We start from the raw sequence: 14,595 nt of genomic DNA on the forward strand, positions 1-14,595 counted from the left end.
CCATGACCCTCACCGCCGTCTCCCAGGACCGGGCGCCCGCCGGCATCGGCACCCGCAGGGACTACCACGCGCTGAACGCGCAGCTGAACCTCTTCGCCCCGGACGGCTCCATCCAGTTCGAACGCGACCGCGAGGCCGCCGCGGAGTACTTCCGCCAGCACGTCATCCCCCGCACGGTGCGCTTCGGCAGCCTGCGGGAGAGGATCGACCACCTGATCGAGAACGACTACTACGAGCGGGAGTTCATCGAGGCCTACCGCTGGGAGTTCGTCGAGGAGCTCCACCGCCGCTCCGAGGACGCCGGGCACCGCTTCGCCTCCTTCCTCGGGGCCTTCAAGTTCTTCGCCTCCTACGCCCTGAAGACCTTCGACGGGCAGCGCTACCTCGAGACCTTCACAGACAGGGCGGTGGCCACCGCCCTGTACCTGGGGCGCGGTGACGAGGGGCTCGCCGCGGCGCTGGCCGAGGAGATCCTCTCGGGCCGGTTCCAGCCGGCCACGCCCACCTTCCTCAACGCCGGCAAGAAGCAGCGCGGCGAGCTGGTCTCCTGCTTCCTGCTGCGCATCGAGGACAACCTCGAGTCGATCGGTCGGGCGGTGAACTCGGCGCTGCAGCTGTCCAAGCGCGGGGGCGGCGTCGCACTGCTGCTGAGCAACCTCCGGGAGACCGGGGCGCCGATCAAGAGGATCGAGGGGCAGGCATCCGGCGTGGTGCCGGTGATGAAGATCTTGGAGGACTCGTTCTCCTACGCCAACCAGCTCGGCGCGCGCCAGGGAGCCGGCGCGGTCTATCTGCACGCGCACCACCCGGACATCCTGCGCTTCCTGGACACCAAGCGGGAGAACGCGGACGAGAAGGTGCGGATCAAGACGCTCTCGCTCGGCGTCGTCATCCCGGACATCACCTTCGAGCTGGCCAAGCGGAACGAGCCGATGCGGCTGTTCAGCCCCTACGACGTCGAGCGCGAGTACGGCGTCCCGCTCTCCGACCTCTCCGTCGGTGAGCGCTACGAGGAACTCGTGCGGAACCCGCGCATCCGGAAGACCGAGATCAGCGCGCGGGAGTTCTTCAAGACCATCGCCGAGCTGCAGTTCGAGTCCGGCTACCCGTACGTGATGTTCGAGGACACCGTGAACCGGGCGAACCCGCTGCGGGGCAGGGTCACCATGTCCAACCTGTGCTCGGAGATCCTGCAGGTCGGCACCGCCTCGACGTACGACGCCGCCCTCGGCTACCGCGAGGTCGGACGGGACGTCTCCTGCAACCTCGGCTCGCTGAACATCGCCCGCGCGATGGCCTCGCCGGACTTCGGTGCCACCGTGGAGACGGCCGTGCGGGGGCTGACCAGCGTCTCGGAGCAGACCGAGATCGACGCCGTGCCCTCCGTCGCGGCCGGCAACCGGGCGAGCCGCGCGATCGGGCTGGGCCAGATGAACCTGCACGGCTACCTGGCCTCCCAGCGCATCCGCTACGGCGGCGAGGAGGGCGTGGACTTCACGAACATGTACTTCTACGCGGTGGCCTACCACGCCCTGCGTGCCTCCCACCGGCTGGCCCGCGAGCGCGGTCGCGCCTTCGAGGGGTTCGAGGACTCCGCCTACGCCGACGGCAGCTTCTTCGCGAAGTACACCGAGCGCGTCTGGGAGCCGGCGACGCCGCGGGTCCGCGCGCTCTTCGCCGACGCCGGCATCCGTCTGCCCACCCGGGCGGACTGGGCGAGGCTGAGGGACGACGTCGTGCGCGACGGCATCTACAACGCCTACCTGCAGGCCGTCCCGCCCACCGGATCAATCTCCTACATCAACCACGCGACGGCCTCGATCCACCCGATCGCGGCGAAGATCGAGATCCGGAAGGAGGGCAGGCTGGGCCGCGTCTACTTCCCCGCGCCGCACATGGAGCAGTCCAATCTGGAGTACTTCGAGGACGCCTACGAGGTGGGGTACGAGAGGATCCTCGACACCTACGCCGCGGCGACGCAGCACGTGGATCAGGGCCTGAGCTGCACCCTGTTCTTCCGGGACACGGCGACCACCCGGGACATCAACAGGGCGCAGATCTACGCGTGGCGCCGGGGCATCAAGACCCTCTACTACATCCGGCTCCGGCAGCAGGCGCTGACCGGCACCGAGGTGGAGGGCTGCGTCTCCTGCGCGCTCTGACCGCGCCCGGACGGCGCCGTCGGCCCGACGCGGCGCCGATGGGCTCCGCCTACCAGGCGGGACCCGTCGCCCGGCCCCGGTACGCCGCACCGCACCCACGGAACCACCGTCGAGCGGACCGCCCGCCAGCAGGCGGGACGCATTCCACCCCACACGAGTGGGCCCCAGACACCAACGACCCGAGGAGAACACCCCGATGACCATCGCCGACCGCGAGACGTCCCTGACCGCCCCCTCCGTCACCCCGCCCGGGTACCGGCGCGACCCCGCCGCCCGCCTGCGGCCCATCAACTGGAACCGGGTGGACGACGAGAAGGACCTGGAGGTGTGGAACCGCCTGACCGCCAACTTCTGGCTTCCCGAGAAGGTGCCGCTGTCCAACGACATCCCGGCCTGGCAGCGCATGTCCGGGGAGGAGCGCACGCTGACGATGCGGGTGTTCACCGGCCTGACCATGCTGGACACCATCCAGGCCACGGTCGGCGAGATCTGCCAGATCCAGGACGCCCGGACCGAGCACGAGGAGGCCGTCTACACCAATATCGCCTTCATGCAGTCGGTGCACGCCCGCTCCTACTCCTCCGTGTTCTCCACGCTGACCAGCACCCCGGAGATCGACGCCGCCTACCGCTGGGCCGTGGACAACGACCTGCTGCAGGAGCGTGGCAAGAAGGTCCTGCGGCACTACTACGGCGAGGACCCGCTGAAGCGGAAGGTCTCCTCGACGCTGCTCTCCTCCCTGCTGCTCTACGCGGGCTTCTACCTGCCGCTGCACTTCTCGGTGCACGCGACGCTGACCAACACCGCGGACATGATCCGCCTGATCCTGCGGGACAAGGCGGTGCACGGCTACTACTCCGGGTACAAGTACCAGCGCGGCCTGGAGCGGCGGAGCGCGGCCGAGCAGGAGGAGATGCGCGAGTTCACCTACGCCCTGCTGGAGGAGCTCTACGAACTGGAGCTGAGGTACTCCGGCGCGCTCTACGAGCCGCTGGGGCTGATGGACGACGTCGCCGTCTTCGTCCGGTACAACGCCAACAAGGCGCTGATGAACCTCGGCTACCCGGCCCGCTTCCCCGCCGAGGAGACCGAGGTGAACCCGGAGATCCTGGCCGCGCTCTCCCCCGGCGCGGACGAGAACCACGACTTCTTCTCCGGCTCGGGCTCCTCCTACGTCATCGGCACGGCGGAGGACACTAGTGACGAGGACTGGGACTTCTGAGGCGGTTCCCTGAGCCTCATCCCATAAAGTCCGGTCTTGGTGATTTTACCCTTGAAAAGTTTCATCATAAGGATACAATCCAAGTATGAAATCCACTGACGCGCTCCGCGTGCTCGCCGACATCACGGCCTCCCAATGGGGCCTGGTGACGGCGGCGCAGGCCGGTGCGCTCGGGGTCACGCGGCTCATGCTCTCCCGCCTAGCGGAAGCCGGGCACCTTGAACGTCTTGCGCATGGTGTCTACAAAGACGCAGGTGCTCCGAGCGACGAGTTCGAGGACCTTCACGCCGCCTGGCTCAGCACCGAGCCGAAGGCTCTCGGAGAGCGTCGCCTGCAGGATCCCACGGACGACGTCGTAGTCGCGGGGGCCTCCGCAGCGCGGCTCCATGGAATCGGCGATCTGTGGGCGGAGCGCCACGAGTTCGTCTCGTCTTCGCGTCGCCAAACGCAGCGAACCGAGCTCCGCTACCGGCGACGCACGCTCGATGCTCGTGACGTGACCATGGTGCGCGGTCTTCCCTCCATGACACTCGAGCGGACGATCGCAGACCTCCTCGAAGACGTGGGCGATCTCAGTCTCGTCGCGGACGCTCTCGGTGCCGCGCTCGAGAAGCAGAGTCTGGACCTTGAGCGTCTCCGTGATCTGCTGGCCCCGCTGGCCGAGCGGAATGGGTTCACACGACATGCTGGACAGGCAGTGCTAGACAGGCTGCTGGAAGAAGCCGGGCTGGATGCGAACGCCGTCGCTCGCCGTGTTGCCGCCGACCCTGCGCTGGGGGCTCTCATCATGTCGAACTATCTTCCGCGCATCGACCCCGCCATCTTCAGGCAGCTTGCGGCTGTCTCGGAGGTCCAGCAGGCGCTCCGTCCTGTTCTGGTGTCCCTGGCCAGGACGCTCCGGGTCTCCGTCACGCCCCGACTTGCTGTCGCTCAGGCGAACGCGGACGCCGCCCTCGCGGGGCTGCTCTCCAGTGGCTTGGCAGACCAGTCCGGGCGCATAACCGAAAGGCCTGTCAACGCGCCTGCGCTGAGGAATGCTGCTGAGCAAAGAGCCAAGACGCTGCCTCACGAGGATCTTCCCGCTGCTCGGCGAGATGCCGCGCCCATAGACCAGGAGACCTCACATGGCGACCGGACCTGAACCCTACCCCACGGCCCGAGGCGTCGAATCCGCCATCAAGGACGCCGCCCGGAAGGCGACAGCTGCGGATCCTTCCCTGAACGTGAACAAACGCATCGAGCTGGAGTACTTCAACCGTTTCCTCAGCCGGGTGTTCTCAGAAGGTCAGGAATCGGGCTGGGTTCTCAAGGGCGGAACGGGCATCTTGGCGCGGGTGACGTCCACCCGCTCGACCCGCGACATCGACCTCTACCGGCAGGAGCATACGCTCGAGCAGGCGTTGAAAGATCTGAGACGCCTCGCCTCGATCGGCCTCGATGACCACTTCCGCTTCGAGTACGTGAGGCACGCGGCGTCCATCGCCACCGATACGCAGCCCTATGCGGACGGATGCCGGGTGACGTTCAACGTCTTCATCGGAACCGCGGCGAAGGGCAGCCTTCAGGTCGATCTCGCCGTCGGTGTGGCCATGACGGATGAGGCTACGACGTCGGAACCCGTGACCGCGCTCGACCTGCCGCGACTCATCAGCAACCCGTACAGGCTCTATCCGGTCGCCGACCAGATCGCCGACAAGGTGTGCGCCACGATGGCCGCCCCTCGGGACGGGAGAAGGATCTCGTCGATATCGTGGTCTTCGCGGTCACGCAGCATATCGACGGCGGCGCACTGACCCTCGCCCTCGACGCCGAACTGCGGCGACGGAAGATGGAGCCCTTTGATCGGTTCACCGTTCCAGCGCAGTGGGGGCCCGGGTACATCAAGCTCAGCAAACCGGTGCCCCACTGCGACGGGTACAGCACGGTAGAGCTGGCAAGCCGACTCGCGGCGCGCCTCATCGATCCCGCTCTCACCGGTGAAGCCAGTGACAAGACATGGTCGCCAGAGACCCTCAGCTGGGACTGACAGCACCCTGCGCCTGCCCCTCTTCATCCTCACAAGCCCGCATCCGTTCCGTGTGCAGATCTGCTGTCGCAGGATCACAGTGGCCCCGCGCGCATGTCACGCGGGGGGGGGTGCTGGAGCTGGCCAACGTGATCCTCCTGAATCCGCATCCGATAAGCCACAAGGAGGACGGGACTTCTGAGCCGTGAGGAGGTGCCCAGACGTGACTTGCTAGGGTATGGGCGTCCCCTCGGAATCGCGGAAGGAGCCGTCCGTGCGTGAGTTCGACGTCGTCCTCCTCGCCCCCGACTCGGCACATGCCTACCGCCGGTGGCTCGACGGGGACCCGGCCGGCATCCCCCTGGCGGCGGAGGCCCCGGAGCCGATCGCGTACGTCCTCTCGCCGATGCCGTGGACGTTCTGGCTCGGCGTCGGCCTGGCCTCGGCGGGGAGGCTGACTCCCGTGCTGACCTTCAAGAACGCCGTGCCGGTGATGGACCTGCCGGGAGACCCGGAGGCACCGGAGCCCCTGAATCCCCTGCCGCTCGCACCGGCGCTGCGCCGGAGGATGGACGCCAGGCTGCTCATCCACAACCCGGGGCTGGGCGGCTTCCTCGAGGAAATCCGTGAGGCGACCATAGAACGACTGGCCGGGGATTGTCGTTGAGCGGGGATGTTTCGGCCGCCTCGCGCTACGGCGTCGTCGGAAGCCACTCCCCGCAACTCGCCCCGCCGCTCAGGCCGCCCCACTGCTACGCTGACGAGGCAAGACACCGGTCGGTGACCGACCGCCGAGGCGAGCGGAGGGAACCATGAGGGTCAGCCCCCAGGGCACGAGGAGCCGATCGGCTCGCCTGCGCCTCGGCGCGGCCCTCATCGCGCTGCTGCTCCTCGCGACCTCCTGCTCCCCGGGAGGCACGGGGGACGGGGTGACGCCGTCGGGCTCCGGCTCCCCCGCCTCCAGTCCCACGCTCTCCGGCGACGTCGTCGCAGATCGGGACGAACCCCTGGTCAAGCGGGTCCGCTACCCAGTGCAGGGAGAGGCGGACCCGAGCCAGAACTGGGGAGACCTCTATCTGCCGGCCGGGCGGCACCCGGAGAAGTCGGTTCCGCTGGTGGTGCTGATCCACGGAGGATCCTGGCGGTCCGGGGCGGGTGCCGCGTCCTTCGACGGTTACGCGGACTACCTGGTGAGCCGCGGCATGGCGGTGTACAACATCGAGTACCGCCGCGTCGGCTCCGGGGGCGGCTGGCCGATCACCTTCACCGACGTCGCCGATGCCCTGGACTTCATCCCCGAGCTCAGCGAGGAGCATCCCGAGTTCACGACCGACGACGAGCTGGTGGTGGGCTACAGCGCCGGCGCGCAGCTGGCCGCCTGGGCCGGGAGCCGGGACTCCGCGGAGGAGCACGAGCTCGGCGCCCATCCGCGCTTCGTCCCCACCCGGGTCCTCTCGCTCGCCGGGCCCCTCGACATGACCTACGGGGCGAAGCACGGCGACGGGAGCATCGTCGACGTCCTCGGCGGCTCCCCCGAGCAGGTCCCGGAGCGCTATGCCGACGTCGACCCCATCCAGAACATCGACCCGGCGGTGCCGGTCGTGGCGGTCCACGGCACGGCGGACACCAGGGTCGCCCCGGAGAACTCCCAGCGGTACATCGAGGCCCTCCGCGAGCGGGGCGGCCGCGGCGGCCTGCATCTGCTGAAGGGGGAGACCCACGGATCCCTCTTCGACGCCCAGGGAGCGCACCACGCCGAGATCCTGGACCTCATCGTCCAGACTTCGGAGGCGCCCGCGGATCAGGTGGGCGTACCCTCCCCCTCGCCGGGCTGAGACCGGCGAGCAGCTGGCGGACGACGTCGGGAGGGGAGGTCCCACGGCGTCGGTGTCGTGCGGAATAGCACCCCACGCGGCGGGGTTGTGATGCACGTGAGCAAGAAGATCGGCTTCCTCTCCTTCGGGCACTGGACGCCACACCCCACCTCGTCCACGCAGAGCGCCTCGGACGCGCTGCTCCAGAGCATCGACCTGGCCGTGGCCGCCGAGGAGGTCGGGGCCGACGGCGCCTACTTCCGCGTCCACCACTTCGCACGCCAGCTCGGCTCGCCCTTCCCGCTGCTCGCGGCGGCTGGAGCCCGGACCAGTCGCATCGAGATCGGCACCGGCGTCGTGGACATGCGCTACTCGAATCCGCTGACCTTCGCCGAGGACGCCGGGGCCGCTGATCTGATCTCCGGGGGAAGGCTCCAGCTGGGGATCTCCCGCGGCTCGCCCGAGCAGGTGATCGACGGCTGGCGCCACTTCGGCTTCGAGCCGGCCGAGGGAGAGTCCGACGCGGACATGGCCCGCCGCCACACCGAGACCGCGCTGGAGGCCATCTCCGGCCGCCAGTTCGCGCGGCCGAACCCGCGGCCGATGTTCCCCAACCCGCCCGGCCTGCTGCGCATCGAGCCGCACTCGGAGGGGCTGTGGCGTCGCATCTGGTGGGGAGCCGGCTCGGACGCGACGGCGCGTTGGGCCGCGCAACGGGGCATGAACCTCATGTCCTCGACGCTGAAGGACGACGAGTCCGGCGAGCCCTTCCACGTCCAGCAGCGCAGGCAGATCGAGGCGTTCCGCGAGGAGTGGGGGCGGCACGAGCACGGATTCGAGCCGCGGGTCTCGGTCTCCCGCTCGATCTTCCCGATCGTCAGCGACCTGGACCACCGTTACTTCCTCGGCAGCGGGGAACGCAGCGACCAGGTCGGCTACATCGACAGCACCCGCTCGGTCTTCGGCCGCACCTACGCGGACGAGCCCGAGGCGCTCGTGGAGCAGCTCCGCGGGGACGAGGCGATCCAGGCGGCGGACACGCTGCTGCTGACGGTGCCGAATCAGCTGGGGGTCGCCTACTGCGCGTCGGTGATGGAGAACTTCATACGGTATGTCGCGCCCGCCCTGGGGTGGCGGTAGAAGCGCCTCGTCGCTCGGCCAGCAAACTCCTCGCAGAGAAGCGACGGCTCTTGCTCGAGAAGGCAGATCATATTGGAACGCTTCACAGGGCTCTTACCGCCGCGGGAATCCAGAACGTGCGCGAGCTTCGAACTCGAGTTCCCCGGATGTGTCGAAGCCTTCAGCGGCAGTCCTGTCGATCCCGCGGAGCGGCCAAGCCTCACCCGCTCGCGATCGCGCATGTTTTCGCTGGTGAGCGACTATGTCTGAGTCGAGGACGGGGAGGGATGCCCAACCACCGCCTGCCCTTCACCACCTTCCCCTAGGCTGAGCAGCCCCCTCGTGGGAGACGGAGGCCTCTCACCGGCTCGGCGGTGGCCGCAACGATCACACCCGGAACGAGTCGGAGGAGAGCCAAGACCCTACCCAATATCCAATAGGATATGTAGTCTGGAGGGAATCCGCGTACCCGGACGGGGAGCCCCGGATGACGTGCGCGGAACAGAGGCGCCGGCTCGCAGAGTCGCGCAGCACGACGAAGACAAAGGAGTTCTCGCATGCCCATCTCGACCGTAACCATCGTCGGCGCCGGCTATATGGGAGGTGGGATCGCCCAGGTCCTCGCCATCGCCGGCTTCGACGTCCGGCTCGCCGACGTCGACGTCGAGGCCGCTGACCGCTCCCTCGCCCGCCTGCGCCAGGAGGCCCGCGACTTCGAGGACCAGGGCCTGTTCGCCCCCGGCAGCACCGCGCTCGTGGAGGAGAACATCTCCGCCGGGGGCACCATCGAGGAGGCCGTCGCGGACGTCGACTTCATCGAGGAGGCCGTGTTCGAGCGCCTCGACGTGAAGCGCGAGGTGCTCGGTCGCATCTCCGAGCACGCGCGCCCCGACGCGATCATCGGCACGAACACCTCGACCATCCCGGTCAAGGAGCTCGAGAGCGCCGTGAGGAACCCCGAGCGCTTCCTCACGGTGCACTTCTCCAACCCGGCTCCGTTCATCCCCGGCGTCGAGCTCGTCGCAGGCGAGGCGACGTCCCCCGAGACGGTCACCTCGGTCAAGGAGCTGCTCGCCCGCTCCGGCAACGAGGGAGCGCAGGTGGCCGATACCCCCGGCATGGTCCTGAACCGCCTGCAGTACGTCCTGATGAAGGAGGCGACCGCGATCGTCGAGGAGGGCGTGGCCACGGCCGACGACGTCGATACGATCGTGCGCTCGACCTTCGGCTTCCGCCTCGGCTTCTTCGGCCCGTTCGCGATCGCCGACCAGGCCGGCCTCGACGTCTACGCGAACTGCTTCGTCACCTTCGAGGATGCCTTCGGCGAGCGCCTCGCGACCCCGGCGATGCTCACCGAGGCGGTGGCCGAGGACCGCAAGGGCGTCAAGAACGGCCAAGGACTGCTCGGCGACTACGACGACGCCACGCGCGATGAGCTCATCGCCTACCGCAACCGGGCCTACGCGAAGATGGCGCAGCTCCTCGCCGAGCTCGGGCCGGCGCCCCGCCCGGCACCGCGAGCCGACTGACCCAGGCCGACCCGGCCGTCCCACACACGTCAACGGAGATACCTGTGGAAGACCTCGTCCTCGCAGAGCGGCCGATCTGGCTGCTCCTCACGATCGCGGTGGTCGCGATCGCCCTGCTGCTGGTCCTCATCATCAAGGTGAGGCTGCACGCCTTCTTCTCCCTGCTGATCATCGCGGTGGCCACGGGTCTCGCGGCGGGGACCGGCGTCGGCGACGTGATCGACGTCGTCATCGAAGGCTTCGGATCGACCGTCGGATCGGTCGCGCTGCTGGTGGGCTTCGGTGCGGTGATGGGACGGCTGATCGAGATCACCGGCGGAGCCCAGGTGCTCGCCGACAAGATGATCGGCACATTCGGGGAGAGGCGGGCCCCGCTCGCGCTCTCGGTGGCCTCGCTGTTCTACGCGTTCCCGATCTTCCTCGACGCGGGCTTCATCGTGATGCTGCCCGTCATCTACACCGTGGCTCGCCGCCTCGGGGGCTCGTTCATGCTCTACGCGCTGCCGTCGATCGCGTCGTTCATGACCATGCACGCCCTCCTGCCTCCGCATCCGGGCCCCACCGCGGCCGCAACCGTGATGGGGGCCGACGTCGGCATGGTGGTCCTCGTGGGTCTGCTGGTCGGGCTCCCCACCTGGTACCTCGGCGGCTACCGCGTCGCCCGGCTCATCTCCAGGCGCTTCCCGGACACCCCGGTGCCCACCCTGCTCGGTGAGCCGCGCGACGTGCCGGAAGAGGAACGACCAGCCTTCGGGACGATCCTGCTGGTGCTGCTGCTCCCCCTCGTGCTGATCTTCTTCAACACCGGTCTTGCGACGCTCGAGGCCCAGGGCACCGTCGCCGAGGAGAACTTCCTCTTCCAGCTCTCCCAGCTGCTCGGGGACACGTCCGTGGCGCTGGCCCTATCGGCCCTGGCCGCGATGCTGCTGCTGTACGTGATCCCCCGCCGCCGACGCGGGGAGAGAGCCGGGGGCCTGCTCGAGCAGCTGATCGACGACGCCCTCGCTCCGGTCTGCTCGATCATCCTGATCACGGGCGCGGGAGGCGCCTTCGGCAGCGTGCTCACCGAGACCGGCATCGGAGACTCGGTCGCCGACGGCCTCGACGCGATGGGACTGCCGGTCATCCTGACCGCCTATCTCGTGACGATGGCGATGCGCATCGCCCAGGGGTCGGCCACCGTGGCCGCGACCGTCGGTGCGAGCATCATGGCCCCGGCCATCACGGACGGCGGCTTCAGCTCGGTAGCCGTCGCCGCCGTGGTCGTCGCGATCGGCGCGGCGTCGATCGGCTGGTCCCACGTCAACGACTCCGGCTTCTGGCTGATCGGCCGCTTCTGCGGCTTCGACACGATGACCACCTTCAAGACCTGGTCGCTGGTCGGCACGACGATCTCGCTGGTGGCCTTCGCCCTCTCCGCGATCGTCTTCACGATCGCATGACGATGGGCCGGTGCGCGCGGGCGCACCGGCCCGCAGGACGTAGGATACGACGCCCTTGACGCCTCGCGACCGTGCTATAAGATTCCAGGCATGGGAATTACGAGCATCGCCGTGACAAAGATTCGCCGCCACTAGCGGCGGAGACCACGCGATAACCACTCCGCCGCATTCAGCACGTCAGTTGCTGGGCGGCGTCTCATGCTGCCCGGGCCATCCCATCTTCGCCCGGAGTCTTGTCCCATGCCTACCTATCATTCTGGCCGCCACGAGCTCGGCCAGAACTTCCTCACCGACCGCAGGACCGTCACCGCGGTCGTCGACCTCGTCGCCCGCACGGAGGGCCCCATCCTGGAGATCGGCGCCGGAGACGGCGCGCTCACCCTGCCCCTCCAGTCGCTGGACCGCCCTCTCACCGCGGTCGAGGTGAGTCTGCGGAACGTCCACCGGCTCCGCCGCCGGCTCTCCCCGGAGACCGCCGTCGTGCACGCCGACTTCCTGTGCTACAGGCTGCCCTCGACGCCCCACGCCCTGGTGGGGAACCTGCCCTTCGACCAGACCACCGCGATGCTCCGCCGCATCCTCCACGCCGAGCGCTGGACCTCGGCGGTCCTGCTGGTGCAGTGGGAAGTGGCACGACGTCGCGCGGCAGTCGGCGGGGCGACCATGATGACCGCGCAATGGTGGCCCTGGTACGAGTTCGAACTGGCCGCACGCGTCCCGGCATCGGCGTTCACCCCGTCGCCCGGCGTCGACGGCGGGCTGTTCACCATCACGCGGCGGCCCGTCCCGCTCGTGGAGCCCCGGCTGCGCTCTCGGTACAGGGACTTCGTCCACGCCGTGTTCACCGGCAGAGGGCACGGCCTCCATCAGATCCTGGCACGCGTCGTCAGCGGGCCGGAGAGGGCCGCGGCGAGGAGATGGCTCGCGGGCCAGGGGTTCCGCGGCGTGCCGCTGCCCCGCGACCTCTCGGCCGCGCAGTGGGCCGAACTCTTCGCCATCGTCGACGGGCCCTCGGCGAGAGGAGGCGGGAAACGGGGCGGACGCCGATGACGCGACGCCGGGCGCTCCCCGATCGGCGGAAGATCGTAGGATGACTCGTGCGAGGAGACCGAAACATCGTGGGTCCGCCCCGGCCCGGCGCGGTCTGCAAGCGGATCGATCCGGCGGGACGCTGATCGCTCAGTGGGGACGACTCCGCCTGTCCCGCAGATACTCCACTTCCCTCCGCCGGATTTCTCGCAGCCAGCCGGGGTACATCCACAGCGGCAGGATCCAGCGGTAGACCGTCATCAAGAGCATTGCGATCCAGGCACCCAGCTCGACGACAATAAACAGTCCAGTCACCGTGTTCGCCGCTAACGTGCCGATGCCCAGCAGCGTGACCAACGGGATGACCGGCCCCGCGAGGAGCAGGGTCTGTCCGAGCATCGGTGTCCACGCCAGGGCGAGTGCCTCGAGGTTGGCATAGTCAGCAGCCTGGTCGATGTCCTTCCGTCGCGCCCAGCGGCGAGCTGCCGTCGATCGCCCCCAGCGGAACCACGCCGCCAGCAGGAGCAGGGCCGTGCCCACCGCCGCCACGAGCAGGCCCAGCAAGGCAGCGGCCACCACATCCATCGACATGGCTCCATGCTCGCACACACAGATCAAGTCGCATCGCGCCCTGGTGGGGCGTCAAACCCCGGTTTGGCAGAGGCCGTTTTCTTGGTTTCCTGGCCTCGGGATTTTATGGTTAGGGTCATCCATCCAGGGGGCTGAACCGTCTCCGGTGTGATGCCGCTTCCTTTCAAGAGTGGAAGGAAGGTAGCGACCACGCCGAAGAGCATCCCGGAGGAGGCCAAGCAGAGAGCGATCCGCTGTGGGCTCGACCACATCGATGACGTACCCGAATCTCACAATCGTGTGCAAGACCGTCACAAGACAGCTCGGCGTTGTTTTTTGTACACATGTCTTGCAGACGTTCGCCGAGCACCTCGCGCCCGCACTCGGGTGGCGGCCGAACACGGTGGGGCCGGTCGAGGGACGCGGTCGAGCGAGGTCCGAACGACCTCAGAACCGGGCGTACCGGGATAGGCAATCCGAATTCACTACGCGCTTCGTTGAAGGCGGCGTGTTCCGAAGTGGGCGTTCCGGTCGGATCGGCCGTGGGACGAGGTTGCCTCCGCAATTCGGGCACGCACGGTTCTCGAACAGCTCGGCGCAGTCCGCACACCAGGTGCACTCGAACGTGCAGATGTAGACCTGAGGATCATCGACCACAAGATCCCGGTCGCAACACTCACAATCGGGGCGAATCCCCAGCATGAAACGAGTGTATAAGTCAGAATCGTGCAGTCGGATCTGCACGACCTCCTCGATCCGGAGGGAATTATCCACGGAAGGGAAGAACGCATGATCCGCACCCTGCGGAGGAATGAGACGGCGCGGCCGGAGTTCGCCCACCTGATGTGGCTGGCCACCGAGACCGGCGAGGAGGAGCTCGGCAGGATCCTGCGCGAGGAGCTGCCGGGGCTCTCGGTCATCGGCGTGATCGAGGAGGGCCGCGTCGTCGCCTTCGCGGCCCTCGATCCCCGCACCGAGCCGACGGTGATCGAGTACATCGCGGTCGAGGAGGCGTCCCAAGGCAGCGGCCACGGGAGCGCGCTGGTGGACGCCGCCCGCGAGGCGGGGTCCGGCCGGGCCGTCTACGCGGAGACCGATGACGACGCCGTCGACTTCTACCGCCACCTCGGCTTCACGGTCACCGAGAAGGCGCCCGACCCGCGCTGGCCGGAGCGCCAGCGCTACGCCTGCCTGCTGGGGTGAACCCTCCGCGGTTGCGCAGATGCAGTCGTCGTCACGACGCCGTCGGCCGGCTAGCCCCGCGCCCGCCGCTCGGCGTTCCGCCGGATCAGCTCGACGGTCTCGGGCGCGACGCCGTCGAGGGTCGCCGCGGAGAAGGTCCTGCGGTAGGCCCCGCCCCTGAACCCGCCGACGATGCCGGCGAGGAAGAGCAGAACCCCCACCGCCAGCAGGAGCCCCTCCAGGACGCCGACGCCGCTGCCTGCCCCGGAGGCCAGCCAGGCGAGGACCACGCACAGCAGCCCCGCGAGCCTCGCCGACCAGGAGAGGCCCCGCCACCGGTCCCGACGCTGCCGGAGCGACTCGAGGAGGTTGGCCTGCAACGCGGCGTCGTACTCGGCGAAACGCCGGAGAACGGTCAGCGGGCGGCGCTCGGCGCGCAGGCCCTCCACCGCCGTGCGCAGCCGCGCGGCCTCCTCCTCGGAGAGATCGGGATCGACCCCGTAAGAATGGCCCATGGTGAC

At 68.5% G+C, this 14,595-nt stretch carries 15 protein-coding genes; 12 read left to right on the forward strand and 3 right to left on the reverse strand.

Annotated features, from left to right (window positions below; translation table 11 throughout):
- Positions 1-2 precede the first annotated feature (2 nt).
- From nrdE to erm, 11 genes are all read left to right on the forward strand, one after another.
- Entirely contained in the window at positions 3-2,162 is a 2,160-nt protein-coding gene (gene nrdE, locus EWV39_RS04225; protein ID WP_129657002.1) for a class 1b ribonucleoside-diphosphate reductase subunit alpha, read from the forward strand.
- Between the two features lie 196 nt (positions 2,163-2,358).
- Positions 2,359-3,384: a class 1b ribonucleoside-diphosphate reductase subunit beta gene (gene nrdF / locus EWV39_RS04230; RefSeq protein ID WP_165313131.1), complete on the forward strand. Its 1,026-nt coding sequence runs from the start codon at positions 2,359-2,361 to the stop codon at positions 3,382-3,384.
- An 85-nt stretch (positions 3,385-3,469) separates the two neighbouring features.
- Positions 3,470-4,525: a type IV toxin-antitoxin system AbiEi family antitoxin domain-containing protein gene (locus EWV39_RS04235; RefSeq protein ID WP_129657003.1), complete on the forward strand. Its 1,056-nt coding sequence runs from the start codon at positions 3,470-3,472 to the stop codon at positions 4,523-4,525.
- Complete coding sequence (locus EWV39_RS04240; protein ID WP_129657004.1) at positions 4,509-5,177, forward strand: nucleotidyl transferase AbiEii/AbiGii toxin family protein; 669 nt, start codon at positions 4,509-4,511, stop codon at positions 5,175-5,177. Before EWV39_RS04235 ends, EWV39_RS04240 begins: the two co-directional genes overlap by 17 nt.
- Positions 5,135-5,410 (forward strand): hypothetical protein, encoded by a 276-nt coding sequence (locus EWV39_RS04245; protein ID WP_129657005.1) that lies wholly within the window; start codon positions 5,135-5,137, stop codon positions 5,408-5,410. The genes EWV39_RS04240 and EWV39_RS04245 overlap by 43 nt, the downstream gene beginning before the upstream one ends.
- A gap of 253 nt (positions 5,411-5,663) precedes the next feature.
- The gene (locus EWV39_RS04250) at positions 5,664-6,056 is read left to right on the forward strand and encodes a hypothetical protein (RefSeq protein ID WP_129657006.1); all 393 of its coding nucleotides are present in this window, start codon (positions 5,664-5,666) and stop codon (positions 6,054-6,056) included.
- A 145-nt stretch (positions 6,057-6,201) separates the two neighbouring features.
- Complete coding sequence (locus tag EWV39_RS04255) at positions 6,202-7,224, forward strand: alpha/beta hydrolase family protein (protein ID WP_129657007.1); 1,023 nt, start codon at positions 6,202-6,204, stop codon at positions 7,222-7,224.
- A 90-nt stretch (positions 7,225-7,314) separates the two neighbouring features.
- Entirely contained in the window at positions 7,315-8,343 is a 1,029-nt protein-coding gene (locus EWV39_RS04260) for an LLM class flavin-dependent oxidoreductase (protein ID WP_129657008.1), read from the forward strand.
- Positions 8,344-8,879: 536 nt separating this feature from the next.
- Complete coding sequence (locus EWV39_RS04265; protein WP_129657009.1) at positions 8,880-9,851, forward strand: 3-hydroxyacyl-CoA dehydrogenase family protein; 972 nt, start codon at positions 8,880-8,882, stop codon at positions 9,849-9,851.
- 44 nt (positions 9,852-9,895) lie between these two features.
- Positions 9,896-11,293 carry a GntP family permease gene (locus tag EWV39_RS04270; RefSeq protein ID WP_129657010.1) on the forward strand — a complete coding sequence of 466 codons (1,398 nt, stop codon included), beginning with the start codon at positions 9,896-9,898 and terminating at the stop codon, positions 11,291-11,293.
- A gap of 240 nt (positions 11,294-11,533) precedes the next feature.
- Positions 11,534-12,343 (forward strand): 23S ribosomal RNA methyltransferase Erm, encoded by an 810-nt coding sequence (gene erm, locus EWV39_RS04275; RefSeq protein WP_129657011.1) that lies wholly within the window; start codon positions 11,534-11,536, stop codon positions 12,341-12,343.
- A gap of 129 nt (positions 12,344-12,472) precedes the next feature.
- On the opposite strand, the gene EWV39_RS04280 is transcribed toward erm, so the two are convergent.
- Both EWV39_RS04280 and EWV39_RS04290 read right to left on the reverse strand, forming a co-directional pair.
- A complete protein-coding gene (locus tag EWV39_RS04280; protein ID WP_129657012.1) occupies positions 12,473-12,913 on the reverse strand; it encodes a hypothetical protein in 441 nt (146 codons plus the stop codon).
- 426 nt (positions 12,914-13,339) lie between these two features.
- Positions 13,340-13,594, reverse strand: a complete 255-nt coding sequence (locus EWV39_RS04290) for a DUF1272 domain-containing protein (RefSeq protein WP_129657398.1) — start codon at positions 13,592-13,594, stop codon at positions 13,340-13,342.
- A gap of 87 nt (positions 13,595-13,681) precedes the next feature.
- Here EWV39_RS04290 and EWV39_RS04295 point away from each other — a divergent pair, with 87 nt between their 5' ends.
- Positions 13,682-14,095 carry a GNAT family N-acetyltransferase gene (locus tag EWV39_RS04295; RefSeq protein ID WP_129657013.1) on the forward strand — a complete coding sequence of 138 codons (414 nt, stop codon included), beginning with the start codon at positions 13,682-13,684 and terminating at the stop codon, positions 14,093-14,095.
- Between the two features lie 50 nt (positions 14,096-14,145).
- Here EWV39_RS04295 and EWV39_RS04300 read toward each other — a convergent pair whose 3' ends face one another.
- Complete coding sequence (locus tag EWV39_RS04300; RefSeq protein ID WP_129657014.1) at positions 14,146-14,589, reverse strand: hypothetical protein; 444 nt, start codon at positions 14,587-14,589, stop codon at positions 14,146-14,148.
- Positions 14,590-14,595: the final 6 nt, after the last annotated feature.

This window comes from Rothia halotolerans (assembly GCF_004136635.1).
Lineage (GTDB): Bacteria > Actinomycetota > Actinomycetes > Actinomycetales > Micrococcaceae > Rothia > Rothia halotolerans.